The organism is Pseudonocardia alni (assembly GCF_002813375.1).
Lineage (GTDB): Bacteria > Actinomycetota > Actinomycetes > Mycobacteriales > Pseudonocardiaceae > Pseudonocardia > Pseudonocardia alni.
Map to the genome: position 1 here is coordinate 2,999,668 of NZ_PHUJ01000003.1, position 22,308 is coordinate 3,021,975.

General features: G+C 74.8%; 20 protein-coding genes. 10 read left to right on the top strand and 10 right to left on the bottom strand.

All coding sequences use genetic code 11. The features are described 5' to 3' along the window. Window positions 1-17: 17 nt before the first annotated feature. From ATL51_RS14875 to ATL51_RS14890, 4 genes are all read right to left on the bottom strand, one after another. Window positions 18-1,037 (bottom strand): NADP-dependent oxidoreductase, encoded by a 1,020-nt coding sequence (locus tag ATL51_RS14875; RefSeq protein WP_100878928.1) that lies wholly within the window; start codon window positions 1,035-1,037, stop codon window positions 18-20. Window positions 1,038-1,129: 92 nt separating this feature from the next. Then, on the bottom strand, window positions 1,130-2,290 hold the full coding sequence (locus ATL51_RS14880) for an acyl-CoA dehydrogenase family protein (protein WP_100878929.1): 1,161 nt from the start codon (window positions 2,288-2,290) through the stop codon (window positions 1,130-1,132). Then, window positions 2,287-4,347 carry an ATP-binding protein gene (locus tag ATL51_RS14885; protein WP_167410004.1) on the bottom strand — a complete coding sequence of 687 codons (2,061 nt, stop codon included), beginning with the start codon at window positions 4,345-4,347 and terminating at the stop codon, window positions 2,287-2,289. Before ATL51_RS14885 ends, ATL51_RS14880 begins: the two co-directional genes overlap by 4 nt. A gap of 8 nt (window positions 4,348-4,355) precedes the next feature. Next, a complete protein-coding gene (locus tag ATL51_RS14890; RefSeq protein ID WP_301549034.1) occupies window positions 4,356-5,954 on the bottom strand; it encodes a carboxyl transferase domain-containing protein in 1,599 nt (532 codons plus the stop codon). Between the two features lie 102 nt (window positions 5,955-6,056). Here ATL51_RS14890 and ATL51_RS14895 point away from each other — a divergent pair, with 102 nt between their 5' ends. After that, window positions 6,057-6,746, top strand: a complete 690-nt coding sequence (locus ATL51_RS14895) for a response regulator transcription factor (protein ID WP_073576792.1) — start codon at window positions 6,057-6,059, stop codon at window positions 6,744-6,746. A gap of 15 nt (window positions 6,747-6,761) precedes the next feature. On the opposite strand, the gene ATL51_RS14900 is transcribed toward ATL51_RS14895, so the two are convergent. Beyond that, window positions 6,762-9,005 (bottom strand): sensor histidine kinase, encoded by a 2,244-nt coding sequence (locus ATL51_RS14900; protein WP_301549253.1) that lies wholly within the window; start codon window positions 9,003-9,005, stop codon window positions 6,762-6,764. A gap of 96 nt (window positions 9,006-9,101) precedes the next feature. On the opposite strand from ATL51_RS14900, the gene ATL51_RS14905 reads away from it, so the two are divergent. Further along, window positions 9,102-9,725, top strand: a complete 624-nt coding sequence (locus ATL51_RS14905; protein WP_073576794.1) for an SACE_7040 family transcriptional regulator — start codon at window positions 9,102-9,104, stop codon at window positions 9,723-9,725. Window positions 9,726-9,747: 22 nt separating this feature from the next. Here the strand turns inward: ATL51_RS14905 and ATL51_RS14910 are convergent, their stop codons facing one another. Further along, the gene (locus ATL51_RS14910) at window positions 9,748-11,679 is read right to left on the bottom strand and encodes a heavy metal translocating P-type ATPase (RefSeq protein WP_100878931.1); all 1,932 of its coding nucleotides are present in this window, start codon (window positions 11,677-11,679) and stop codon (window positions 9,748-9,750) included. A 100-nt stretch (window positions 11,680-11,779) separates the two neighbouring features. Here ATL51_RS14910 and ATL51_RS14915 point away from each other — a divergent pair, with 100 nt between their 5' ends. From ATL51_RS14915 to ATL51_RS14925, 3 genes are all read left to right on the top strand, one after another. Then, window positions 11,780-12,100: an ArsR/SmtB family transcription factor gene (locus ATL51_RS14915; RefSeq protein ID WP_062398503.1), complete on the top strand. Its 321-nt coding sequence runs from the start codon at window positions 11,780-11,782 to the stop codon at window positions 12,098-12,100. Window positions 12,101-12,165: 65 nt separating this feature from the next. Beyond that, the gene (locus ATL51_RS14920; RefSeq protein WP_100878932.1) at window positions 12,166-13,011 is read left to right on the top strand and encodes an alpha/beta fold hydrolase; all 846 of its coding nucleotides are present in this window, start codon (window positions 12,166-12,168) and stop codon (window positions 13,009-13,011) included. 70 nt (window positions 13,012-13,081) lie between these two features. Then, entirely contained in the window at window positions 13,082-13,363 is a 282-nt protein-coding gene (locus ATL51_RS14925) for a helix-turn-helix domain-containing protein (protein ID WP_100878933.1), read from the top strand. Between the two features lie 11 nt (window positions 13,364-13,374). Here ATL51_RS14925 and ATL51_RS14930 read toward each other — a convergent pair whose 3' ends face one another. The 4 genes from ATL51_RS14930 to ATL51_RS14945 form a co-directional block, all read right to left on the bottom strand. Further along, on the bottom strand, window positions 13,375-13,986 hold the full coding sequence (locus ATL51_RS14930; RefSeq protein WP_062403890.1) for a ClpP family protease: 612 nt from the start codon (window positions 13,984-13,986) through the stop codon (window positions 13,375-13,377). Window positions 13,987-13,991: 5 nt separating this feature from the next. Further along, window positions 13,992-14,609 carry a ClpP family protease gene (locus tag ATL51_RS14935; RefSeq protein WP_100878934.1) on the bottom strand — a complete coding sequence of 206 codons (618 nt, stop codon included), beginning with the start codon at window positions 14,607-14,609 and terminating at the stop codon, window positions 13,992-13,994. Window positions 14,610-14,688: 79 nt separating this feature from the next. Then, on the bottom strand, window positions 14,689-16,323 hold the full coding sequence (locus tag ATL51_RS14940) for a DICT sensory domain-containing protein (protein WP_100878935.1): 1,635 nt from the start codon (window positions 16,321-16,323) through the stop codon (window positions 14,689-14,691). A gap of 200 nt (window positions 16,324-16,523) precedes the next feature. After that, window positions 16,524-18,185: a putative PEP-binding protein gene (locus tag ATL51_RS14945; RefSeq protein WP_100878936.1), complete on the bottom strand. Its 1,662-nt coding sequence runs from the start codon at window positions 18,183-18,185 to the stop codon at window positions 16,524-16,526. Between the two features lie 98 nt (window positions 18,186-18,283). Here ATL51_RS14945 and ATL51_RS14950 point away from each other — a divergent pair, with 98 nt between their 5' ends. From ATL51_RS14950 to ATL51_RS14970, 5 genes are read left to right on the top strand one after another with little or no spacing between them, the layout of a single operon-like run. Next, window positions 18,284-19,045 (top strand): DeoR/GlpR family DNA-binding transcription regulator, encoded by a 762-nt coding sequence (locus tag ATL51_RS14950; RefSeq protein ID WP_100878937.1) that lies wholly within the window; start codon window positions 18,284-18,286, stop codon window positions 19,043-19,045. A gap of 26 nt (window positions 19,046-19,071) precedes the next feature. After that, window positions 19,072-20,019, top strand: a complete 948-nt coding sequence (gene pfkB / locus ATL51_RS14955) for a 1-phosphofructokinase (RefSeq protein ID WP_073576934.1) — start codon at window positions 19,072-19,074, stop codon at window positions 20,017-20,019. Continuing rightward, window positions 20,016-20,465, top strand: a complete 450-nt coding sequence (locus ATL51_RS14960; RefSeq protein WP_062398515.1) for a PTS sugar transporter subunit IIA — start codon at window positions 20,016-20,018, stop codon at window positions 20,463-20,465. Before pfkB ends, ATL51_RS14960 begins: the two co-directional genes overlap by 4 nt. Further along, complete coding sequence (locus ATL51_RS14965; RefSeq protein WP_073576801.1) at window positions 20,462-21,976, top strand: PTS fructose transporter subunit IIC; 1,515 nt, start codon at window positions 20,462-20,464, stop codon at window positions 21,974-21,976. The genes ATL51_RS14960 and ATL51_RS14965 overlap by 4 nt, the downstream gene beginning before the upstream one ends. A 26-nt stretch (window positions 21,977-22,002) precedes the next feature. Beyond that, window positions 22,003-22,281 carry an HPr family phosphocarrier protein gene (locus ATL51_RS14970; RefSeq protein ID WP_062398519.1) on the top strand — a complete coding sequence of 93 codons (279 nt, stop codon included), beginning with the start codon at window positions 22,003-22,005 and terminating at the stop codon, window positions 22,279-22,281. Window positions 22,282-22,308 lie beyond the last annotated feature (27 nt).

Here is a 22,308-nt window from a genome sequence, read left to right on the forward strand (position 1 = left end):
CATGGTGCCCGCCGGGGTCAGGCCCGCTTCAGGCGGAGCACGAGCTTGCCGGTGTTCTCGCCACGGAAGAGCTTGAGGAAGACCTCCGGGAAGTCCGCGACCGTGCCGTCGACGACGTCCTCACGGCTGCGCAGGCGGCCCTCGGCGAGCCAGCCGGCGAGCTCCGTGCCCGCCTCGCCCCAGCGGGGGAGGTAGTCGCCGACCAGGAAGCCCTCCATGCGGGCCCGGTTGACCAGCAGATTCATGTAGTTCTTCGGGCCGGTCATGCCGCCCTCGGCGTTGTACTGGCTGATCGCACCGCAGATGACGACGCGGGCGTGCATCGCGAGCCTGCCGAGCACGGCGTCGAGGATGTCCCCGCCGACGTTGTCGAAGTACACGTCGACGCCCTCGGGGGCGAGCTCCTTCAGGCGCTGCGACACGTTCTCGGAGCGGTAGTCGATCGCGGCGTCGAACCCGAGCTCGCCGGTGATCCACGCGCACTTCTCGGGGCCGCCCGCGATGCCGACGACCCGGGCGCCCTTGACCTTCGCGAGCTGCCCGACCACCGACCCGACGGCGCCGGCCGCACCGGAGACGACGACCGTGTCGCCCTCCTTCAGCGCACCGACGTCGAACAGCCCGAAGTAGGCGGTCATGCCGGTCATGCCGAGCAGCGCGAGGTAGCGCTCCGGCGGCACGTCCGCGGTCGGGGAGACCTTCTGGAGGCCGCGGCCGTCGCTCTCCACGTACTCCTGCACGCCGAGCACACCGGTGACGGTGTCGCCGACGGCGAAGTCCGCGTTCCTGGAGGCGACGACCTCACCGAGGCCGAGCGCGCGCATCACCTCGCCGATCCCGACCGGGGGCGCGTACGAACGGCCCTCGTTCATCCAGCCGCGCATCGCCGGATCCAGCGAGATGTGGCTGACCCGGACGACGATGCGGCCCTCGCCGGGCTCGGGCACCGGCTCGGTGGTGTGCTCCCACACCTCCGGGCCGGGGGTGCCCTGCGGGCGTGCGGCGAGCCGTACCTGGTGGTTGACCTCGTTGCTCATGACACCGGTCTACCCCCGTCACGCGCGCGGCACCGCATCACGGTCGTCACGCGCGTGACGGGAATGTCGTTCGGGGACCGAACGGATCGTCGCTACAGGCCCAGGTGCCGCGCGATCAGCATCTTCTGCACCTCGGAGGTGCCCTCGCCGACCTCGAGGATCTTCGCGTCGCGGTAGAACCGCCCGACCGGGTACTCGTTCATGAAGCCGTAGCCGCCGAAGATCTGGGTGGCATCGCGCGCGTTGTCCATCGCGGCGTTCGACGAGACGAGCTTGGCGATCGCCGCCTCCTTCTTGAACGGCTCCCCCGCGACGAGCAGCCGCGCGGCGTGCTGCCAGGCCAGCCGCGCGGTGTGCGCGCGGGCCTCCATGTCGGCGATCTTGAACTGGATCGCCTGGTAGGAGCCGATGGTGTTCCCGAACGCCTCGCGCTCACCGGCGTAGCGGACGGACTCGTCGACGCAGCCCTGGGCCAGCCCGGTCGCCAGCGCCGCGATCGCGACCCGGCCCTCGTCGAGGATGGACAGGAACTGGGCGTAGCCGCGGCCGCGCTCGCCGAGCAGGTTCGCCGCGGGGACGCGGACGTCGTCGAAGAAGAGCTCGCGGGTGTCGGAGCAGTTCCAGCCGACCTTGGAGTACTTCTCGCTCACCGTGAACCCGGGTGTGCCCGCCGGGACGAGGATCGCCGAGATCTCCTTGCGACCGTCGGGCTTCTCGCCCGTCACGGCGGTGACGGTGACGACCGAGGTGATGTCGGTGCCGGAGTTGGTGATGAAGCACTTCGACCCGTTGATCACCCACTCGTCGCCGTCGAGCCGGGCGGTGGTGCGGGTGGCGCCGGCGTCGGAGCCACCGCCGGGCTCGGTGAGGCCGAACGCGCCGAGCGTGCGGCCCGCGGCCAGGTCGGGCAGCCAGCGCGCCTTCTGCTCGTCGGTGCCGAAGCGCAGGATCGGCATGGCACCGAGCCCGACGCCGGCCTCCACGGTGATCGCGACCGAGGAGTCGACCCGGGCCAGCTCCTCCAGGGCGAGGCAGAGGGCGTGGTAGTCGCCGCCCATGCCGCCGTAGGACTCGGGGACGGGCAGGCCGAACAGGCCCATCTCGCCCATCTTGGCGGTGATGTCGTAGGGGAACTCCTCGCGGATGTAGAGGTCGCCGATGACGGGCGCGACCTCCTTGCGCGCGAACTCCTCGACCGAGGCGCGCAGCGCCTCGTACTCCTCGGCGGTGGTGGTGTCCTGGGCGGTGGTCATGCCTGCTCCTCCTGCGTGGCGGGCTCGACCACGAGCAGCACCGCGTCCTTCGCGACGGTGGCTCCGGCCCGGGCCCTCAGCTCGCGCACCGTCCCGTCGACGGGGGCGGTGAGCACGTGTTCCATCTTCATGGCCTCGACGACGACCAGCTTCTGACCTGCGACGACGGCGTCCCCGTCGGCGACCTCGACGACCGTCACCGTCCCGGGCATCGGCGAGACGATCGGCCCGCCCGCACCGCCTGCGGCCGCGGCGGCCTCCGTCGGTGCCTGCTCGCGCACGCCCCAGGCCTGCCCGTCACGGCCGATCCAGACGACCCCGTCGGCACCCTCGGCGACGGCGAACCGGCGGGTGCGGCCGTTCTGGGTGTGCTCCACGACCCCCGGTGCGACGGCGACGGTGCGGCACCGCACGGCCGCCGCCTCGGGTGCGACGGACGCGGGCACGCTGCCCGGGTCCCCACTGCCGGGCAGCGCCAGGTCGAACCCGGCGGCCCGCCCGCGGGCCCGGATCTCCACGGCGCCGTCGGCGCCACCGGTGACCAGGCGGCTCACCGTCCAGGCGGGCTCCCCGACCCGCCAGCCACCGGGGACGTCGAAGGGGTCCACCACGGGCCCGGCCGGCTCCCGGCGCAGCAGCCCGAGACCCGCGACCGCACCGAGGACGTCGGCGGGCACCGTGTCGTCGACGAGCGCGGCACCGCGCCGGGCGATCAGCCCGGTGTCGAGGTCACCGGCGCGGACGTCGTCGTCGGCGAGCAGGGCCCGCAGGAACCCGATGTTGGAGTCGAGCCCGAGCAGCACCGTGTCGCGCAGCGCGGCGTCGAGCCGGCGCAGCGCCTCGTCGCGGGTGGCGCCGTGGGCGATGACCTTGGCCAGCATCGGGTCGTAGTCGGACCCGACGACGGTGCCGGTCTCGATCCCGGCGTCGACCCGCACCCCGGGCGGCGGCGTCCAGTCCAGCACCGGCCCGCCGGAGGGGAGGAAGGTGAGCGCGTCACCGGACACGGCGGCGGCCTCGGCGTACACCCGGGCCTCCATCGCGTGCCCGGTGAGCACCACGTCGTCCTGGGTGATCGGCAGCGGCTCCCCCGCGGCGACCCGCAGCTGCAGCTCGACCAGGTCCAGACCGGTGACCTCCTCGGTGACCGGGTGCTCGACCTGCAGGCGGGTGTTCATCTCGAGGAAGAAGAACTCGTCGGGACGGTCCGAGCTCACGATGAACTCGACGGTCCCGGCGCCGGTGTAACCGACGCTGCGGGCGGCCTCGCAGGCGGCGCGGCCCATCTCGTCGCGCTGCGCGGGGGTGAGCAGAGCCGACGGCGCCTCTTCGATGATCTTCTGGTGGCGGCGCTGCAGCGAGCACTCGCGCTCGCCGAGGTGCACGACGGCGCCGTGCGCGTCGGCCATCACCTGGATCTCGATGTGCCGCGGCGTGGTGACCAGCCGCTCGACGAGCAGGGTGTCGTCGCCGAAGGAGCCGCGGGCCTCGCGGCGCGCACCGGCGATCGCGTCGGCCAGCTGCTCCGGGGAGTGCACCTCGCGCATGCCCTTGCCCCCGCCGCCCGCGGACGGCTTGAGCAGCACCGGGTAGCCGATGTCGGCGACGACGGAGGCCAGGTCGTCGGTGAGGCCGGAGCCGTCGGAGCCGGGCACGACCGGGACCCCGGCCTTGGCGACGGTCTGCTTGGCGCGGATCTTGTCGCCCATCGCCTCGATCGCCGACGACGGCGGCCCGACGAAGGCGATCCCCGCCTGTTCGCAGGCGGCGGCGAACGCGGTGTTCTCGGACAGGAAGCCGTAGCCGGGGTGGATCGCCTGCGCACCGGTCGCCCGGGCGGCGGCGATCACGTTCTCCACCGACAGGTAGGACTCGCCGGCGGCGGCCGGGCCGATCCGGACGGCCTCGTCGGCGGCGCGGACGTGCGGGGCCGCGGCGTCGGCGTCGGAGTACACGGCGACCGACCGGACGCCCAGCGAGCGCAGGGTGCGGATGACGCGGACCGCGATCTCGCCGCGGTTCGCGACCAGGACGGTGTCGAACAGTGCCGATCCCATGGGGGCCCTCACATCCGGAAGACGCCGAAGGCCGGGTCGGCCAGGGGCGCGTTGGCGGCGACGGACAGGGACAGCCCGAGGACGGTGCGGGTGTCGGCGGGGTCGATGACGCCGTCGTCCCACAGCCGGGCGGTGGAGTAGAGGGGGTGTCCCTGCTCCTCGTACTGGGCGCGGATCGCGTCCGGGTCGGCGTTGCCGACGGTGCCGAGCACGGTGGCGGCCTGCTCGCCGCCCATGACCGAGATCCGGGCGTTGGGCCACATGAACAGGAACCGCGGCGAGTACGCCCGTCCGCACATCGCGTAGTTCCCCGCACCGAACGAGCCACCGATGACGACGGTCAGCTTCGGCACCCGGGTGGAGGCCACGGCGGTGACCATCTTCGCGCCGTTGCGGGCGATGCCACCGGCCTCGTACTCGCGGCCGACCATGAACCCGGAGATGTTCTGCAGGAACACCAGCGGGATACCGCGCTGGTCGCACAGCTCCACGAAGTGCGCGCCCTTGGTCGCGGACTCGGAGAACAGGATCCCGTTGTTGGCGACGATCCCGACCGGGTGGCCGTGGATCCGGGCGAACCCGGTGACCAGGGTGGTGCCGTACTCGGACTTGAACTCGGCGAACCGCGAGCCGTCGACGACCCGGGCGATGACCTCACGCACGTCGTAGGGGGTGCGGGTGTCGGTCGGCACCGCGGCGTAGAGCCCGGCGGGGTCGACGGCGGGCTCCTCGGTGGGGCGCACCTCCCACGGCCGCGGAGCACGCGGGCCGAGCGTCGCGACGATCGCGCGGACCCGGGCGAGCGCATCGGCGTCGTCGACGGCGAGGTGGTCGGTCACACCGGAGACCTTCGCGTGCAGGTCCCCGCCGCCCAGCTCCTCGGCGGTGACGACCTCGCCCGTCGCGGCCTTCACCAGCGGCGGGCCGCCCAGGAAGATCGTGCCCTGGTTACGGACGATCACGGCCTCGTCGCTCATCGCCGGCACGTACGCCCCGCCCGCGGTGCACGAGCCGAGGACGGCGGCGATCTGCGGGATGCCCTGCCCGGACATCTGCGCCTGGTTGTAGAAGATCCGGCCGAAGTGCTCGCGGTCGGGGAACACGTCGTCCTGCTCGGGCAGGTACGCGCCCCCGGAGTCCACCAGGTACACACACGGCAGCCGGTTGTGCAGCGCCACCTCCTGCGCGCGCAGGTGCTTCTTGACCGTCATCGGGTAGTAGGTGCCGCCCTTGACCGTCGCGTCGTTGGCCACGATCACGACCTCCCGGCCGGCGACCCGCCCGACCCCGGTGATCATCCCGGCGCCGGGGGCCTGGTCGTCGTACATGCCGTTCGCGGCCAGCGGGGACAGCTCCAGGAACGGCGACGACGGATCCACCAGCGCATCCACCCGGTCGCGCGGCAGCAGCTTCCCGCGCTCGACGTGCCGGACCCGCGACCGCTCCGGCCCACCGAGCCGGGTCCGCTCCAGCCGATCACGCAGATCGGCGACCAGGGCGCGGTGCGCGGTGTCGTTCTCCGCGGCGCGCGCGTCGGCCGGATCCACCGCCGTGCCGAGCCGCGGGGCCTCCGGGGCCGGCGCGGGTGGGGCCTGCGGTGCCGTCATCGGACCTCCCGGGGAACGCTGCCTGTTAATGACCGTTAACAGGTTAGCGGTTGTTAACACGTGGCGTCCAGAGCGGGCATCCCGCGGACTACGCTGGGGTGCGTGCGCCTGCTACTGGTCGAGGACGAGAAGCCGCTCGCCGAGCTGGTCCGCCGCGGCCTCGCCGGGGAGGGTCACGAGGTGGAGGTCGCACACGACGGGCCCACCGGGCTGCAGCTCGCGCTGACCGGCCGGCACGACGTGGTCATCCTCGACATCATGCTGCCGGGCCTGTCGGGCTACCGGATCCTGCAGCACCTGCGCGACCGCGGCGTGTGGACCCCGGTGCTCATGCTGACCGCCAAGGACGGCGAGTACGACGAGGCCGACGCCTTCGACCTCGGCGCGGACGACTACCTGACCAAGCCGTTCTCGTTCGTCGTGCTGCAGGCGCGGCTGCGCGCGCTGCTGCGCCGGGCCGGCGAGGCCGCACCGACCGTGCTGCGGGTCGGGGACCTCAGCCTGGACCCGGGTACGCACCGGGTGCACCGCGGCGAGACCGAGATCCCGCTGACCCCGCGCGAGTTCGGCGTGCTCGAGCACCTGATGCAGAACACCGGGCAGGTCGTGACCAAGACCGACATCCTGCGCTCGGTCTGGGACGCCCACTACGACGGCGAGGTCAACGTCGTCGAGGTCTACGTCGGCTACCTGCGCCGCAAGATCGACGCACCGTTCGGGACGCACAGCATCGAGACGCTGCGCGGCGTCGGCTACCGGATGTCCGAGCCCGCGCCCGCGCCGCCCCGCTGACCCGCGGGGACCCGCTCAGCGACGACGGTCGGACGGCCGCCGCGGCGACGGCGCCCCGACCGGCTCCCGCTCGGCCCGGGCGGGCTCGCGCCCGGTGTCCCGGGTGTCACGGGACGTCTCCCGGCTGGCGACGGCGGTGCCGCCACGTCCCCGCTGCCCACGCGGCGTGACGACCGGCAACGGCCGGGTGGCGTTCTCGTCGAACGGGCTGCCGACGGTGTCCGGCCGGATCGGCAGCGGCCCGGTCGGCGGGTCGAGGCGACTGTGGGCGGGTGGTGCGGACACGTCGTCCTCCGGGTCGGGCGGGGTCGTCACCGGACCGCTGTCCGGGGTCCGACCGTCCGTGCCCGAGCCGTGGGTGACGGCCGGGTCACCGGGCGTGCGCATCATGCCATCCGGAGCGGCGGTCCCGCGTGCCGACGCGCCCGCCCCCACGGGGCCCGCCGACACCGGGCGGGCCGGGGCCTCGGGAGCGACCGCGGAGCCCATGACCGGGCGGACCGGAGCGGTGCCGCCCGAGGCCGTGCCGTTCTGCGCCGTGCCGTTCTGCGGTGTCCCCTGGTCGGCGCCGCCCTGCCCCAGCCACGCGGCCGGACCGAAGTCGGCAGGCTCCTCGGCCCGCGCCCACGGCGACCGTGTGGTCACCCGCGGGATCGGACCGGAGGGCCGGTCGTCGCACAGCTCCGCGGCCGGCTCGCCGTCGAACCCGGCCCCGGCGTGGTCGGCGTCCACCGGTCCGGGGGTCTCCTCCTCGGGCAGCGGCGCCGTCACGGCGGGCACGGTGACCCGGAACCGGGCCCCGCCCAGCTCGGGCGACGAGGCCGCCTCCACGGTCCCGCCGTGCGCCGCGACCAGCTCGGCGACGATCGCCAGGCCGAGCCCGGAGCCGCCGTCACCGCGGGAACGGGCCTCGTCGAGCCGCACGAAGCGCTCGAAGACCCGGGCGCGGTCGGCCTCGGCGACGCCGTTGCCGTCGTCGTCGACCTCGATCACCGCGAGGTCGCCCTCGGCCCGGACCGACACCGCGACCGTCGACGACGCGTGCCGCTTGGCGTTGTCGACCAGGTTGCGCAGTACCCGGACCAGCTGCCCGCGGTCGCCGACCACCCGGACGGGCTCACTGGTCACCCGGACCGCGACGGCGGTCTCGGCCGACGGACGCTCCCGCTCGGCGTCGGCGATCTCGTCGAGGTCGACCTCCTCGCGGCGCGGCGCGATGCCGCGCTCGTCGGCACGGGCGAGGAACAGCAGGTTCTCGACCAGGCCGGTCAGCCGGGAGGCCTCCCCGCGCAGCACGTCGACGGTGGCCCGGTCCGCGGACGCCTCCGGCATGCCCGCGCCGAGCAGCTCCAGGCCGGTCGACACGGTCGCGAGCGGGCTGCGCAGCTCGTGGCTGGCGTCGGCGACGAAGCGGCGCTGGGTCGCCTGGGAGGACTCGATCCGCCCGAGCATCTGGTTCATGGTGCGGGCGAGACGGCCGACCTCGTCGCGGGCGGCCGGCTCGTCGACGCGCTGGGAGAGGTCCTTGTCGCCCATCCCGGCGACCCGGGACCGCATGTCCTCCACCGGGCGCAGTGCACGGCCGGCGAACAGATAGGTGAAGCCGCCCGCGACCAGCACCAGCAGCGGGACCCCGCCCGCGACGAGCCAGGTGACGAGGTCGACGGCGCTGTGCATCTGGTCGGTCGGCTGGGCGGAGTAGATCGTGATCGGCCGGTCGAAGGCACGCACGCCGAGCCCGACGACCATCATGGCCTCGGTCTGCAGCGGGCCGGCGTCGGGCTCCGGGCCGCCCGCCTCGTGGAAGGTGACCGGCACGTCCATCTGGGAGCGCGTCTCGTGCGGGGCGAGAACCCAGTCCACCAGCTTCGGCTGCCCGTCCAGCGGCTCGGACGAGGCGAACACCTCGATGTTGCGGCCCTCGCCGTTCGACCCGACCCGGTCGTCCGGCGCGCCGGTCCGGTCGCTCCAGGCCGTGACGACCTGCACCAGGTCGGTGCGGCGGGCGGTGGTCACCACCGCGTTCTCCTTGGCCGGGTCGCCGGGGCGGTAGTCGGCGAAGTTGGCCTGGATGCGCTCGGCCACCTGCTGGGCGTTGGCCAGCAGTGCCTCCTCGGTGTTGCGCTTCAGCTGGCTCTCGAGGACCAGCACCAGCGACACACCGGCGACGACGAGCACCATCGCGACCGCGGTCGCCGCCGCGAGGGCGGACGCGGCGCGGACGCCGAGACGCTCGCGCATCCGGCGCAGGGTCCTCATCACGCTCACGAGGGTATCGCCGCCGACCTGTGCGGAGCCTGAGACGGACCGCACGGCGCGTTAACAATCGTTAACCGACGACGCTACGATCGCCCGATGGCCGCAGCAGGACCCTCCCCCGCGGACGGCGCGGGCGCGCGCACGGAGGCTCCGTCGCGGCGCGAGCAGATCCTGACCGAGGCGGCCCGGCTGTTCGCCCGACACGGCTTCCACGGGGTGAGCATCGCCGACCTGGGCGCCGCGGTCGGCGTCAGCGGCCCCGCCCTCTACCGGCACTTCCCCGGCAAGGAGGCGCTGCTCGCCGAGCTGCTCATCGACATCTCCGAGCGACTGCTCGACGGCGGCCGCGCCCGCGTGCACCACGACGACCCCCGTGCCGCGCTGGCCGACCTCGTCGACTTCCACGTCGCGTTCGCGACCCGGGAGCCGGAGCTGATCGTCGTGCAGGACCGGGACCTGGCGAACCTGCCCGAGGAGCCGCGCCGCACCGTGCGGCGGCTGCAGCGCACCTACGTCGAGCTGTGGGTGGACACGCTGCGCCGGGCGCACCCCGACGTCGCCCCGGCCGAGGCCCGCACCGTCGCCCACGGGGTGTTCGGCCTGCTCAACTCCACGCCGTACGCACCGCGGGCCGAGCAGCCGTCACCGCGCGGGGCGGACGCCCGGGCCGCGGTGCTGCGCCGGATGGCGCTGGCCGCGCTGGCGGTCGCCCCGGCCTGAGCAGCACCGGTCAGAGCCCCCGTCAGGCCCCGACGCGCTCCCGTTCGGGATCCACGGCGACCGGCGCGACGGCGGCCCGGCCCCGCCGGTCCTCCCGGCGCGCGACGACGAGCAGCCGCAGCCCGTTCAAGCACACCAGCACCGTGGACAGCTCGTGCCCGGCGACGCCGACGACCAGCGGCAACGTCCCGATCAGGTCCCACCCGACCAGGACCACGATCACCGTGGCGGCGAAGGCCAGGTTCGCCCGCGCGATCCGCCGAGCCCGCCGGGCCAGCACGACCAGCGGGGCCAGCGAGCCGAGCGGGTCACGGGTGAGCACGCCGTCGGCGGCCTCCAGGGACAGCGCCCCCGCCCCCTCCGAGACCACGAGGCCGACGTCGGCCGACGCGAGCAGCGGCGCGTCGTTGATGCCGTCGCCCGCGGCGAGCACCCGGCGGCCCCGGGCCTGCTCCGCGCGGACGACCTCGACCTTGCCGTCGGGCAGCAGCCCGGCCCGCACCCGGGTCAGGCCGAGCCGGTCGGCGAGCACCCGGGCGGGACGCTCGGCGTCGCCGGTGAGGACCTGCGGCTCGCCGCCGACCTCGCGGCGCAGCGCGGCCAGCGCGGCCGCGGCACCCGGACGCGGCTCGTCGGACAGCCCGACCACCCCGGCGGGCTCGCCGTCCACCAGCACGACGACGGCGGTCCGCCCCGCCTCCTGCAGTGCGGCGACCCCGGGGACCTCCACGTCACCGGCGAGCTCCGGGCGCCCGACGGCGACGGTCCGCCCGCCGACGACCGCCCGCACACCCTCGCCCGGGACCGCGGTGAACCCCTCGGCGTGGGGCAGGTGCAGGCCGCGCTCCAGGGCGTGCGCGCGCACCGCCCGGCCCAGTACGTGCTCGCTGCCGGACTCGGCGGCCCCGGCCAGGGCGAGCAGCTCGTCGGCGCGACGGGACCCGAGCGGGGTCACCGACACCACCTGCGGGCGGCCGGAGGTCAGCGTGCCGGTCTTGTCGAGCACCACGGTGTCGACCTCGGCGAGCGCCTCCAGCACGGTGACGTCCTTGACCAGGGTCCCGCGCCGGCCGGACACCGCGACCGCGGCGAGCAGCGGCGGCATCGTCGCGAGCACGATCGCGCACGGCGAGGCCACGATCATGAAGACGATCGCGCGCAGCAGCGTCTCGGTGAACGGGGCGCCGAGCAGCAGCGGCACAGCGAGCAGCAGCACCGTCCCCGCGACGACCAGCACCGAGTAGCGCTGCTCGACGCGCTCGATGAACAGCTGGCGGCCCGCCTTGGTCTCGGCGGCCCGCTCGACCTGCGCGGCGACCCCCGCGACGACGGTGTCCGCGGCGTCGCGCGAGACCCGGACCCGCAGTACGCCGGTGCCGTTCACGGTGCCCGCGAGCACCGCGTCGCCCGGACCGGTGCGGGCCGGGACCGGCTCACCGGTCAGCGCGGAGGTGTCGACCTCCGACACCCCGTCGAGCACGGCGCCGTCCCCGGGGACCCGCTCCCCCGGCCGCACCACGACCACCTGCCCCGCGGCCAGCTGCGCCGCCGGGACGGTGCGCTCGGTGCCGTCGTCGGCGACGACGGTCGCGGTCTCGGGGGCGAGGTCGAGCAGCGCGTCGATGCTGGCCCGGGTGCGGGCGGTCATGACCGACTCCAGCGCCCCGGACGTCGCGAAGATGACGATGAGCAGGCCGCCGTCGAACCACTGCCCGATCGCGGCCGCGGCCACCGCGGCGACGATCATCAGCAGGTCGACGTCGAGCCGCTTCTCCCCGAGCGCACGCAGGCCCTCGAGCGCGGGCTCCCAGCCGCCGAGGACGTAGCAGGCCAGGTACAGGCCGACGACCACCGCGGACGGCGCGCCGAGCAGGTCGGCCCCCAGCGCCGCCAGGAAGGCCAGCAGGGAGGCCCCGGCCCAGCGGACCTCGGGCAGGGTCAGTGCGGATCGCATGCGTGGAACCGTACCTGCGTATACACGAAGATACGCAGTCAGCCATCCACATGGTGAGACGGTGGACCATCCGCGCAGTCACGCAGGTATCCTCGGCATCGTGCACGAGTCCATCCACGGCTTCGCGATGCCGCCCGAGGACGAGGTCCGCCGGGTGGCGGACGCGATGCGCATGCTGTCCGACCCGACCCGGGTCAAGATCCTCTGGGCGCTGCTGCAGGGCGAGTCCTCGGTGGCCTGCCTCGCCGACCTGGTCGGCGCCGCCCCCACCGCGGTGAGCCAGCACCTGTCGAAGCTGCGACTGTCGGGCCTGGTCGAGAACCGGCGCGAGGGGACCTACGTGTACTACACCGTGGAGGACGCGACCGTCCGCGCCGTGCTGGAGCGGATGCTCGGGCAGGGCACGGTCGTCGACGGGTAGGTCCGCGGCGGGGCGGGTACGCGGATCGGGAGGACGCAACCGATCTTCCCGGAGGAGTACACCCCATGCCCCAGCTCAGCATCGGTACCGAGAACGGCAGCCCGGTCGAGCTGCACTACACCGACCAGGGCTCCGGCGCACCCGTCGTGCTGATCCACGGCTGGCCGCTGTCGGGGAGGTCCTGGGAGAAGCAGGTCCCCGCGCTGGTCGACGCCGGCCACCGGGTCGTGACCTACGACCGTCGCGGCTTCGGCCAGTCCTCCCAGCCCTGGGACGGCTACGAGTACGACACCTTCGCGGACGACCTGCACGCCCTGCTCGTGCACCTCGACCTGCGCGAGGCCACCCTCGTCGGGTTCTCGATGGGCGGCGGCGAGGTCGTCCGCTACGTCGCGAAGCACGGCACCGACCGGGTCGCCCGTGTCGTGCTGGCCGCGGCCGTCCCGCCGTACCTCTACAAGTCCGACGACAACCCCGACGGCGGTCTCGACGACGCCACGATCGAGCAGTTCCAGGGCGGCGTCACCGGTGACCGGATCGCCTTCCTGGAGGAGTTCACGTCGAACTTCTTCGCCGCGGGCGACCGGACCGACCTGATCAGCGAGCCGAACCGGGCCTACCACCGCGCGATCGCCGAGTTCGCGTCGCCGAAGGGCACCCTGGACTGCATCACCGCGTTCGGACGCACCGACTTCCGCGACGACGTGCAGAAGGTCTCCGACGCCGGCATCCCGACCCTGGTCATCCACGGCGACGCCGACGCGATCGTCCCGTTCGAGGTGTCCGGCAAGCGCTCCCACGAGTCGATCGAGGGCTCGCGGCTCGCGCTGATCGAGGGTGGCCCGCACGGTCTCAACGCCACCCACCCCGACGAGTTCAACGCCGCCCTGCTCGACTTCCTGAAGGCCTGAGCGCCCACCCCGGGTTCCGCTGTGGGCGGAACCCGGGGACCGCGGCCGCCGTCCGGCCTACCGTGCCCCCATGAGCGAACCCCTCTGGCGGCACGCACTCGGTCGTGAGCTGCGACGACGGCGGCACGCCCGCGGTGAGACCCTGCACGCGACGGCCGGGCGCGCCGGGGTGTCCCCGCAGTACCTCTCGGAGGTGGAGCGGGGCCGCAAGGAGCCCTCCAGCGAGATGATCGCCGCCGTCGCCGGGGCGCTCGGGACCGACCTGGCCGCGCTGACCCGCGGCGTCGCCGACGGTCTCGCGACGGCCCCGCGGGCACGCGGGCCGCAGTGCGCCTACGCGCTGGCGGCCTGACCCGGCGCCGCTCAGCGACGCTCGCGGGTGCGCGGCGGCTGCGGTTCGAGCACGGTGTCGAGCAGGCCGTAGTCCCGGGCCGCGGACGCGGTGAACACGCGGTCGTGGTCGGTGTCGGCGCGCAACCGTTCGACGGTCTGCCCGGTGTGCCGGGCCAGGATCTCCTCGATGTCGGCGCGGATCCGGACCAGCTCGTCGGCCTGCAGGATCAGGTCCGGGATGGACCCGCGGCCCTGCGCCGCCGGCTGGTGCAGCACGACCCGGGCGTGCGGCAGCGCGCCGCGACGGCCCTCGGTCCCGGCGGCGAGCAGCACCGCACCCACCGAGACGGCCTGCCCGACGCACGTCGTCGCGACCGGGCAGCGGACGTGGCGCAGCGTGTCGTAGATGCCGAGCATCGCGCTGGGGTCGCCGCCCCCGCAGTTGACGTACAGCTGCACCTCGCGGTCGGGGTCGTCGGCCTCCAGGAACAGCAGCTGGGCGATCAACGCGTTCGCCACGCCCGCGTCGATCTCGGTGCCCAGGTAGACGACCCGCTCGGTGAGCAGGTGGGAGTAGACGTCGAGGACCCGCTCGCCGCCCGGGGTGCGGGCGATGACGTTCGGGATCGTGTAGGTGCTCACCGCCGTCACCGCCCCACGCCGAAGCCGGTCGGGACGGCACCGCGGCGCGGCACCACCTGGTCGAACCGGTCGACGACGGCGTCGACGAAGCCGTAGTCGAGCGCCTCGGCCGCGGAGTACCAGCGGTCGTGCAGCGAGTCGGTGAAGATCCGGTCCACCGGCTGCCCGGTGTCCTGGGCGATGAGGCCGAGCACGGTGTCGCGGGTGTGGCGCAGGTCGTCGGCCTGCAGCTCGATGTCGACGGCCGTCCCGCCGATCCCCGACGAGCCCTGGTGCATCAGCACCCGCGAGTGCGGCAGCGCACGGCGCTTGCCCGGGGTGCCCGCCGAGAGCAGGAACTGGCCGGCGCTGTAGGCGATGCCGAGCACGAGCGTCGCGACGTCGCAGGGCACCAGCCGGAACAGGTCCCGCAGCGCCAGCATCGCCGGCACCGACCCGCCGGGCGAGTGGATCCAGAAGGCGATGTCGGCGGCCGGGTCACGGGCGGCCAGTGCCACGACCTGGGTGGCGAGCAGGGTGCCGTTGTCGTCGTCGAGGGGGCCGTCGAGCACCACGACGCGCTGGTCGTAGAGGTCGCGGCGGGCGCGGTCGTCGAAGCGCGGGGTGCGCGGTGAGTCGCTCATGACCCCACCGTGGCCGGGGGACGGCCCGGTCCGCGCCCGGTTCTGCCCCGGGCAGCTCCGCCCAGGGCGAACGCGCCGGTCAGCCGGGGTGACCGCCGTTGTCGCGGTGCCGGTCGGCGAACACGTCGTAGTCGGCACCCCGGTCGCCCTGGACCAGGCGGCGCAGCGCCTCCTGCGCCGCGGCCCGCGGGTCGGCGGCCGCGTCACCGGTGACCGGCTGCGGGCCGGTCGAGGACGCGTCGAGGTAGGGCCGGGGCCGCGACGGCGGCGGGGCCGGTGCGGGCCGCGGCGGCGGGGCGTGCGCGTCGGGCGGGGGCGCGACCGGGTCGCCGGACCCGCCGCCGTTCCCGGCCGGGCGCGGGCGCGGAGCGACGTCGTCGGGACCGCGGTGCCGGGCCGCGGCCGACGGCTCCGGGGACGGACGCGGCGGGGCGCCCTCCCGCCCGGTCGCGGCGACGACGATGCGGTCCCCGGCCGGGTTCCGGCCGGCGTCGACCGGGCCGGCGTCGCCCGGCTCCTCGGGAAGGTGGGCCAGCGCCTCGCGCAGGTCGGCCAGCGGCAGCGGCCGGGTCGCCGTGACCGCGAACGCGACCCGCCCGGCCAGCGCGATGCCCGGCCAGCCCTGCGAGGCCAGCGCCAGGCGCTCGCCGACCCGGTCGCAGAGACCGGCCAGGTGCCGGTCCGAGGCACCGGGCACGACCAGCGCGAACTCGCGCTCGGACAGCCGCAGGGCCGCGTCGACCGGGCCGAGCGGCTGGGTCATCGCCGCCGCGACCTGGTGGGCGGCGAACCAGGCGGCGCGGTCGTCGTCGTGCACGACGGAGCCGTCGAGGCCGGGCAGGTCGAACAGCGCGACGCCGACGGGCAGCGTCTCCGGCCCCGCCGGTCCGGCGAAGCGGTCCAGGGCCTCGGCGGTGGGCAGACCGCTCGCCGGGTCGACCGCGGCGGCGGCACGGGCGGCCGCGGCGCGCTGGGCGTCGGCCAGCTGGGATCGCAGCTCACGGGTGCCGGCCCGGGCCGACAGCAGCCGGTCGATCATGTGGTTGAGCGAGGTCGTCGCCCAGGCCTCTCCGGTGGTGCCCGCCGAGGCCGCCGGGTCGCCGCCGGTCGGCATCGAGGAGCCGAGCAGCTCGTCGACCGTGCGCCGCACCGAGGTCGGCAGCCGGTCCCCCAGCGCGAACCGCAGCCGCGCGAGCTCGGTCCCGGCCTGGGCACGGGCGTAGCCCCAGCGTCCGAGGAACACCCGCCCGGCCTCGCCCCGTTCGCGCGGGTCGCGGGCGTACTGGTCGGTCGCGACCAGGAACGCGCCCGCCCCGCGCCCGAGCGCGACGACACTCCACTCCGACGCCAGCGGCTCGTCCGGATCCAGCACCACGAGGTGGACGCCGTCCGGCACGTCGTGCACCCCGCCGTCGGCGAACGCGACGACGACGTGCATCCCGGCCTGGGCCATCCGCGCGTAGACCTCGCGCTCGCGGTCGAAGAAGCGCAGTTGCTGGAACAGCGCGACGACGACCGTCGGGTCCTCCCGCGGCCCGGACATCACCGCGCGCTCGATGGAGTGCGACAGGTGCACGAGCAGCCGCTTCGACGCCGGCTCCGGGCGCGCGCCCGAGGCGCGCTCCCAGGCCTCGCGGCGGCCCTCGGACAGCCCGTCGACGTAGGCCTGCTCCGAGGCCACCCGGACGGCGTGGGCAAGCGGTCCCTCGGACATGGGTGACCTCCGGTCGTCGGACGGCGCCCGGTTCGCGACACGGGATCACGCCGTGTGTCGACCCAACAACCGCGGGTCGCCGAGGGCAACCGGTGGCCGGGTACGTCCGGTGGGACCACAGGCCACTGCGACCAGCGGCGTGACGCCGCCGGTCCACCCCCCGCGCAGCCGAGCGGGAGGACGAACGCGACGAACGGCGATCAGCCGTCGAGAGCGGCGACGGCGCGGCGGGCTGCGACCGGGTCGGCCGCGGCGCAGGCCGCGCGGGCCCGCTCCCGGCACTGCTCCACCGTCAGCCCGGCCAGGGTCGCCCCGACCGCGGCGAGCGCGCCGGACCCCATCGACAGGCTCGCGACCCCCAGACCCACCAGTACCGCGGCCAGCCCCGGGTCGGCCGCGGCCTCGCCGCACACCCCGACCGGGGTGCCGGTGCGCGCCGACGCCTCGCCGAGCAGCCCGAGCAGCCGCAGCAGCGCCGGCTGCCACGGGTCGTTGAGCGCGGCCACCGGCCCGGACTGGCGGTCCGCGGCGAACAGGTACTGGGCCAGGTCGTTGGTGCCGACCGAGACGAAGTCGACCTCGGCCATGATCTCGTCGGCGGTGAGCACCGCGGCCGGGATCTCGATCATCACGCCGGCCTGGGAGATGCCGTGCGCCCGGCAGCGCTGCACGAACCAGCGCGCCTCCTCGGCGGTGGCGACCATCGGCGCCATCACCTTGAGCGCGACGCCGGTCTCCTTCGCCGCGGCGGCGAGCGCGGCGAGCTGGCGCTCCAGCACGCCGTCGCCGTTGCCGGGGACGCGGGCGATCCGCAGGCCGCGCACGCCCAGCGCCGGGTTGGGCTCGCCGTCGAGCGACAGGAACGGCAGCGGCTTGTCCGCGCCGGCGTCGAGGGTGCGGGCGGTGACCGGCTTGCCGGCGAACGCGGACAGCACCGCGGTGTAGACCTCGCGCTGGGCGGCCTCGGTCGGCTCCTCGGCCGCGGAGAGGAACGCGAGCTCGGTGCGGAACAGGCCGACCCCCTCGGCCCGGGCCTCCGCGGCCTTCGCCGCGCCGGGGCCGTCGCCGACATTGGCCAGGACCGGCACGACACGGCCGTCGGCGGTGCGGCCGACGCCGTCCCACTCGGCGGTGACCGAGGCGGCGGCGGCGAACGCGGTGGCCTCGTCGAGGGTGGCGACCTCGACGACCTCACCGGTGCCGCCGTCGACGGTCAGCGCGGCGCCCTCGGCGATCCGGGTCGCACCCGCGCAGCCGACGACCGCGGGGATCCCCAGCGAACGCGCGAGGATCGCGGTGTGGCTGGTCGGGCCGCCCTGCTCGGTGACCAGGGCGAGCGCGACGCCCGGCTTCAGCCCGGCGGTGTCGGCCGGGGCCAGGTCGGTCGCGACGAGCACGGCGGGCGCGTCCAGGTCGGCGACGCCCGGCGCGGGCAGCCCCAGCAGCTCCGCGACGATCCGGTCGCGCACGTCGTGGATGTCGCGGGCGCGCTCGGCCATGTAGCCGCCCATCGACGACAGCATCTCGGCGAAGGAGTTCGCGGCCTCCCACACCGCGCGCGCGGCGGGCCGCCCCTGCTCGGTGACCAGCGCCTGCGCGCTCTCCAGCAGCGCCGGGTCGCCGACCATCGTCACGGTCGCCTCCAGCACCTCGCGGGCGTCGCCGGTGACGGTCGCGGCGCGCGCGGTCAGGCGCTGCGACACCAGCTCCACGGCCGGCGCGATCCGCGCGGCCTCGGCGGCGGCGTCGGCCGGGGCGGGGCCGGCGGCCGGCTCGCCCGGCGGCTCGGCGACGCGGACGACGCGGCCGCCGGCGCGGCCGGGGCTGGCGGGGATTCCGGTGAGGGCGATCGTGCTCGGCATGAGTGGCTCCCGCGGTTACTTCGACGTGACCCGTTGACAAACACAGTAAAACCCACATACTCAGACACAAGCAAGCATCGAAGCGGGAGCGAACAAAGATGTACGCAGCGGAGCGTCAGCAGTGGCTGCTCGACCGGACCCGGGACCGGGGCCGGGTCGACGTGGCCGCTGTCGCCGAGGAGCTCGATGTCACCCCCGAGACCATCCGCCGGGACCTCGGGGCACTGGAGCGCCAGGCCCTCGTCCGGCGGGTGCACGGCGGGGCGATCCCGTCGGACCTGCTGAACTTCGAGCCCGGGGTCGGCCAGCGCGACAGCCAGTTCGGCGCGGAGAAGGAGCGGATCGCCAAGGCCGCCCTCGCCGAGCTGGGCACCGCCGCGACCGTCCTGCTCGACGCCGGGACCACGACCTCCCGGCTCGCGAGCACCCTGCCCCGCGAGCGCGACGTCACCGTCGTCACCAACTCGCTGCCGATCGCGTCCTCGCTGGCCGGGCGCCCGAACGTGGACCTGCGGCTGCTCGGCGGCCGGGTCCGCGGGACGACGCTCGCCACCGTCGACGACTGGGGCACCGAGGTGCTGGCCGGTCTCACGATCGACGTCGCCTTCATCGGGACCAACGGCTTCTCCGTGGCGCGCGGCCTCACCACACCCGACACCGGCGAGGGGGCGACCAAGCGGGCGATGCTGCGCGCCGCCCGCCGCACCGTCGTCCTCGCCGACGCCAGCAAGTTCGGCTCCGACCAGTTCGTCCGCTTCGGCACGCTGGCCGAGGTCGACACGCTGATCACCGACACCGGCCTCGACCCGGCGGACGCCGCCGAGTTGGAGGCCGCCGGCCCGAAGGTGGTACGCGCATGACCCCCCGCACGCTCCCGACCCCGCCCATGTTCGTGACGGTCACCCCGAACCCGAGCCTGGACCGGACGATCGCGCTGCCGCACCTGGTGCGCGGCGAGGTGCACCGCGCCGGGTCCGTCCGGGTCGACCCCGGCGGCAAGGGCGTCAACGTCGCCCGTGCGCTGGCCTCGGCCGGGCACCGGGCGGTGGCCCTGATGCCGTCGGGCGCCACCCCCGGTGAGCGCCTCGCGGCGCTGCTGGAGCCGACCGACGTCACGACCGTCGCCGTCCCCGTCGCCGAGGCCACCCGGGTCAACATCACCCTGGTCGAGCCGGACGGCGTCACCACCAAGATCAACGAGCCGGGCCCGCGACTGTCCGCCGACGAGGTCGAGGCGCTGTTCCAGCGCGCCTGCGCCCTCGGCGCCGGCGCCACCTGGCTGGTCAGCTGCGGGTCACTCCCCCCGGGGGTCGGCGACGACTTCCACGCCGAGCTGACCCGGCGCTGCCGCCGTCCCGGCCTGAAGGTCGCGATCGACACCTCGGACGCGCCGCTGCACCACGCCGTCGCGGCGGCCCCCGACCTCGTGAAGCCCAACCACGCCGAGCTGGCCGAGCTCGTCGGGCGCCCCCTGGGCAGCCTCGGCGACGTGCTGCTGGCCGCCCGCGAGCTGCGTGCCCGCGGGATCGGCGCGGTCCTGGTCAGCCTGGGTGCCGGTGGTGCCCTGCTGGTCGACCGGTCCGGCGAGTACCACGCCCGGACCCCTCCGATCACCGTGCTCAGCACGGTGGGCGCCGGTGACTCCACCCTGGCCGGGTTCCTGGCCGCGGGTGGGGAGGGACCCGACGCCCTGCGGCAGGCCGTGGCCTACGGCGCCGCCGCCTGCCGACTGCCCGGTTCCGCCACGCCGGGTCCGGCCGACATCCGAATCGACGACGTCGAACTGGCCCCCACGCCGGACGTCACCCTCGCCCTCACCGGAGATGCCGCATGACTGCCCTGATCACCGCTGATCTGGTCGACCTCGACGTGCCGTCGGCCGACCGGAAGACCGCCGTCACCGCGCTCGCCGAGCGCCTGGTGAAGGCCGGCCGGGTCACCGATCTCGACCGGTTCCTCGCCGACATCGAGGCCCGCGAGGCCCAGATGCCGACCGGCCTGGAGGGCGGCATCGGCATCCCGCACTGCCGCTCCGCGGCCGTCACCGAGCCGACCCTGGCCTTCGGCCGGGCGCCGTCGGGTGTCGACTTCGGCGCCGAGGACGGCCCCGCCGACCTCATCTTCATGATCGCCGCCCCCGAGGGCGGGAACACCGACCACATGACGGTGCTCGCCGCGCTGGCCCGTCGCCTGGTCCGTGCCTCGTTCAAGAACGAGCTCCGCAACGCCACCGACCCGGCCGCCGTCGCGACCTTCATCCAGCAGGAGGTGGGAGCATGAAGCTCCTCGCCGTCACCGCGTGCCCCACGGGCATCGCGCACACCTACATGGCCGCCGAGGCCCTCGAGGTCGCCGCCGAGGAGTCGGGCCACGAGATCGTGGTCGAGACCCAGGGCTCGGCCGGCTCGACGCCGTTCACCCAGGCCCAGCTCGACGAGGCCGAGGCCATCATCCTCGCCGCCGACGTCGAGGTCCGGGACAAGGAGCGCTTCGCGCACCTGCCCACGGTGACCTCGCCGGTCAAGAAGGCCATCGGCGGCGCGCCGGGCCTGATCGAGCAGGCCGTCGCCAAGGCCACCGCCCAGCCGAAGGGCACGGCCGCCGCGGCGGCCCCGGCCCAGCGCGACGGCGCGGAGATGGACACCAAGAACTTCGGCTCCGGCTTCGGGTCGCGCCTGCGCGGCTGGCTGATGACCGGCGTCTCCTACGTCATCCCGTTCGTCGCCGCCGGCGGTCTGCTGATCGCGCTGGGCTTCGCGCTCGGCGGCTACCAGATCACCGAGGCGCCCGACGTCGTCTCCTTCGGTGACGACGGCGTCGCCTCGGTCGCGTTCGACCCGGGTGCACTGCAGTCCTGGGCCGCGCTGTTCTTCCAGGTCGGTGGCCTGGCGTTCGGCTTCCTGGTCCCGGTCCTGGCCGGCTTCATCGCCTACGCCATCGCCGACCGCCCGGCCCTGGTGCCCGGCTTCGTCGGCGGCATGATCGCCGTCCAGACCCAGGCGGGGTTCCTCGGCGGCCTGGTCGCCGGTCTGCTCGCCGGTGCGGTCGTCTACGGCCTCAAGTTGTGGCAGCCGCCCCGCGCCCTGGCCGGGATCATGCCGGTGCTGGTGCTGCCGCTGATCGGCACCGCGGTCGTCGGCGCGATCATGTTCCTGGTCGTCGGCACGCCGCTCGCGGCGGCCACGACCGGCCTGACCAACTGGCTCAACGGCCTGTCCGGCACCAACGCGATCCTGCTCGGCGCGCTGCTCGGCCTGATGATGGCCTTCGACATGGGCGGCCCGGTCAACAAGGCCGCCTACGCCTTCGCCGTCGCCGGGCTGTCCACCGGTTCGGAGACCGCGCTGATGATCATGGCCGCGGTGATGGCCGCGGGCATGACGCCGCCGCTGGCGCTGGCCCTGGCCACCGCCGTCCGCAAGAACCTGTTCACCAAGGTCGAGCAGGAGAACGGCCGGGCCGCCTGGCTGCTGGGCGCCTCCTTCATCACCGAGGGCGCGATCCCGTTCGCCGCGGCCGACCCGCTGCGGGTCATCCCGTCGCTGATGGCGGGCTCCGCGGTCGCCGGTTCGCTGTCGATGGCCTTCGGCGCGACCCTGCGGGCCCCGCACGGCGGCATCTTCGTGGTCCCGCTGATCGGCAACCCGTTCGCCTACCTGCTGGCGATCATCGCGGGCACCCTGGTCTCCGCCGCCCTGGTCGTCGGCCTGAAGTCGGCCCGCCGCACCCCGGCTCCGGCCGCCGCCGAGCAGACCGCCACCGCCCCGGCCGCCGCGCCGGTCGCGGGCTGACCCACCCGAGAGAAGGAGCACCCACCATGGCCGAGCGCCGTGTGAAGGTCGGTTCGTCGGTCGGGCTGCACGCCCGCCCCGCCAACCTGTTCGTGACCGCCGCCAAGGAGCAGGGGGTCAAGGTGAGGATCGGGACCGCCGACGGCGAGCGTGGCCCGGTCGACGCCGCCTCGATCCTGTCGGTGATGGGCCTGGGAGTGAAGTCCGGCGAGGAGGTCGTGCTGACCTCCTCCGACGACGAGCAGGGCGAGGCCGCCGTCGCGGCCCTGGCCGAGCTGCTGGAGCAGGACCTCGACGCGAGCTGACCCCGCGTCACCCGGTACGACCCCGAC

Bases quoted from the DNA above. Each gene is read 5' to 3' on its own strand.
- ATL51_RS14875 (WP_100878928.1), bottom strand. From the start codon at position 1,037: ATGAGCAACGAGGTCAACCACCAGGTACGGCTCGCCGCACGCCCGCAG.
- ATL51_RS14880 (WP_100878929.1), bottom strand. From the start codon at position 2,290: ATGACCACCGCCCAGGACACCACCACCGCCGAGGAGTACGAGGCGCTG.
- ATL51_RS14885 (WP_167410004.1), bottom strand. From the start codon at position 4,347: ATGGGATCGGCACTGTTCGACACCGTCCTGGTCGCGAACCGCGGCGAG.
- ATL51_RS14890 (WP_301549034.1), bottom strand. From the start codon at position 5,954: ATGACGGCACCGCAGGCCCCACCCGCGCCGGCCCCGGAGGCCCCGCGG.
- ATL51_RS14900 (WP_301549253.1), bottom strand. From the start codon at position 9,005: ATGAGGACCCTGCGCCGGATGCGCGAGCGTCTCGGCGTCCGCGCCGCG.
- ATL51_RS14905 (WP_073576794.1), top strand. From the start codon at position 9,102: ATGGCCGCAGCAGGACCCTCCCCCGCGGACGGCGCGGGCGCGCGCACG.
- ATL51_RS14910 (WP_100878931.1), bottom strand. From the start codon at position 11,679: ATGCGATCCGCACTGACCCTGCCCGAGGTCCGCTGGGCCGGGGCCTCC.
- ATL51_RS14920 (WP_100878932.1), top strand. From the start codon at position 12,166: ATGCCCCAGCTCAGCATCGGTACCGAGAACGGCAGCCCGGTCGAGCTG.
- ATL51_RS14925 (WP_100878933.1), top strand. From the start codon at position 13,082: ATGAGCGAACCCCTCTGGCGGCACGCACTCGGTCGTGAGCTGCGACGA.
- ATL51_RS14935 (WP_100878934.1), bottom strand. From the start codon at position 14,609: ATGAGCGACTCACCGCGCACCCCGCGCTTCGACGACCGCGCCCGCCGC.
- ATL51_RS14940 (WP_100878935.1), bottom strand. From the start codon at position 16,323: ATGTCCGAGGGACCGCTTGCCCACGCCGTCCGGGTGGCCTCGGAGCAG.
- ATL51_RS14945 (WP_100878936.1), bottom strand. From the start codon at position 18,185: ATGCCGAGCACGATCGCCCTCACCGGAATCCCCGCCAGCCCCGGCCGC.
- ATL51_RS14950 (WP_100878937.1), top strand. From the start codon at position 18,284: ATGTACGCAGCGGAGCGTCAGCAGTGGCTGCTCGACCGGACCCGGGAC.
- pfkB (WP_073576934.1), top strand. From the start codon at position 19,072: ATGTTCGTGACGGTCACCCCGAACCCGAGCCTGGACCGGACGATCGCG.
- ATL51_RS14960 (WP_062398515.1), top strand. From the start codon at position 20,016: ATGACTGCCCTGATCACCGCTGATCTGGTCGACCTCGACGTGCCGTCG.
- ATL51_RS14965 (WP_073576801.1), top strand. From the start codon at position 20,462: ATGAAGCTCCTCGCCGTCACCGCGTGCCCCACGGGCATCGCGCACACC.
- ATL51_RS14970 (WP_062398519.1), top strand. From the start codon at position 22,003: ATGGCCGAGCGCCGTGTGAAGGTCGGTTCGTCGGTCGGGCTGCACGCC.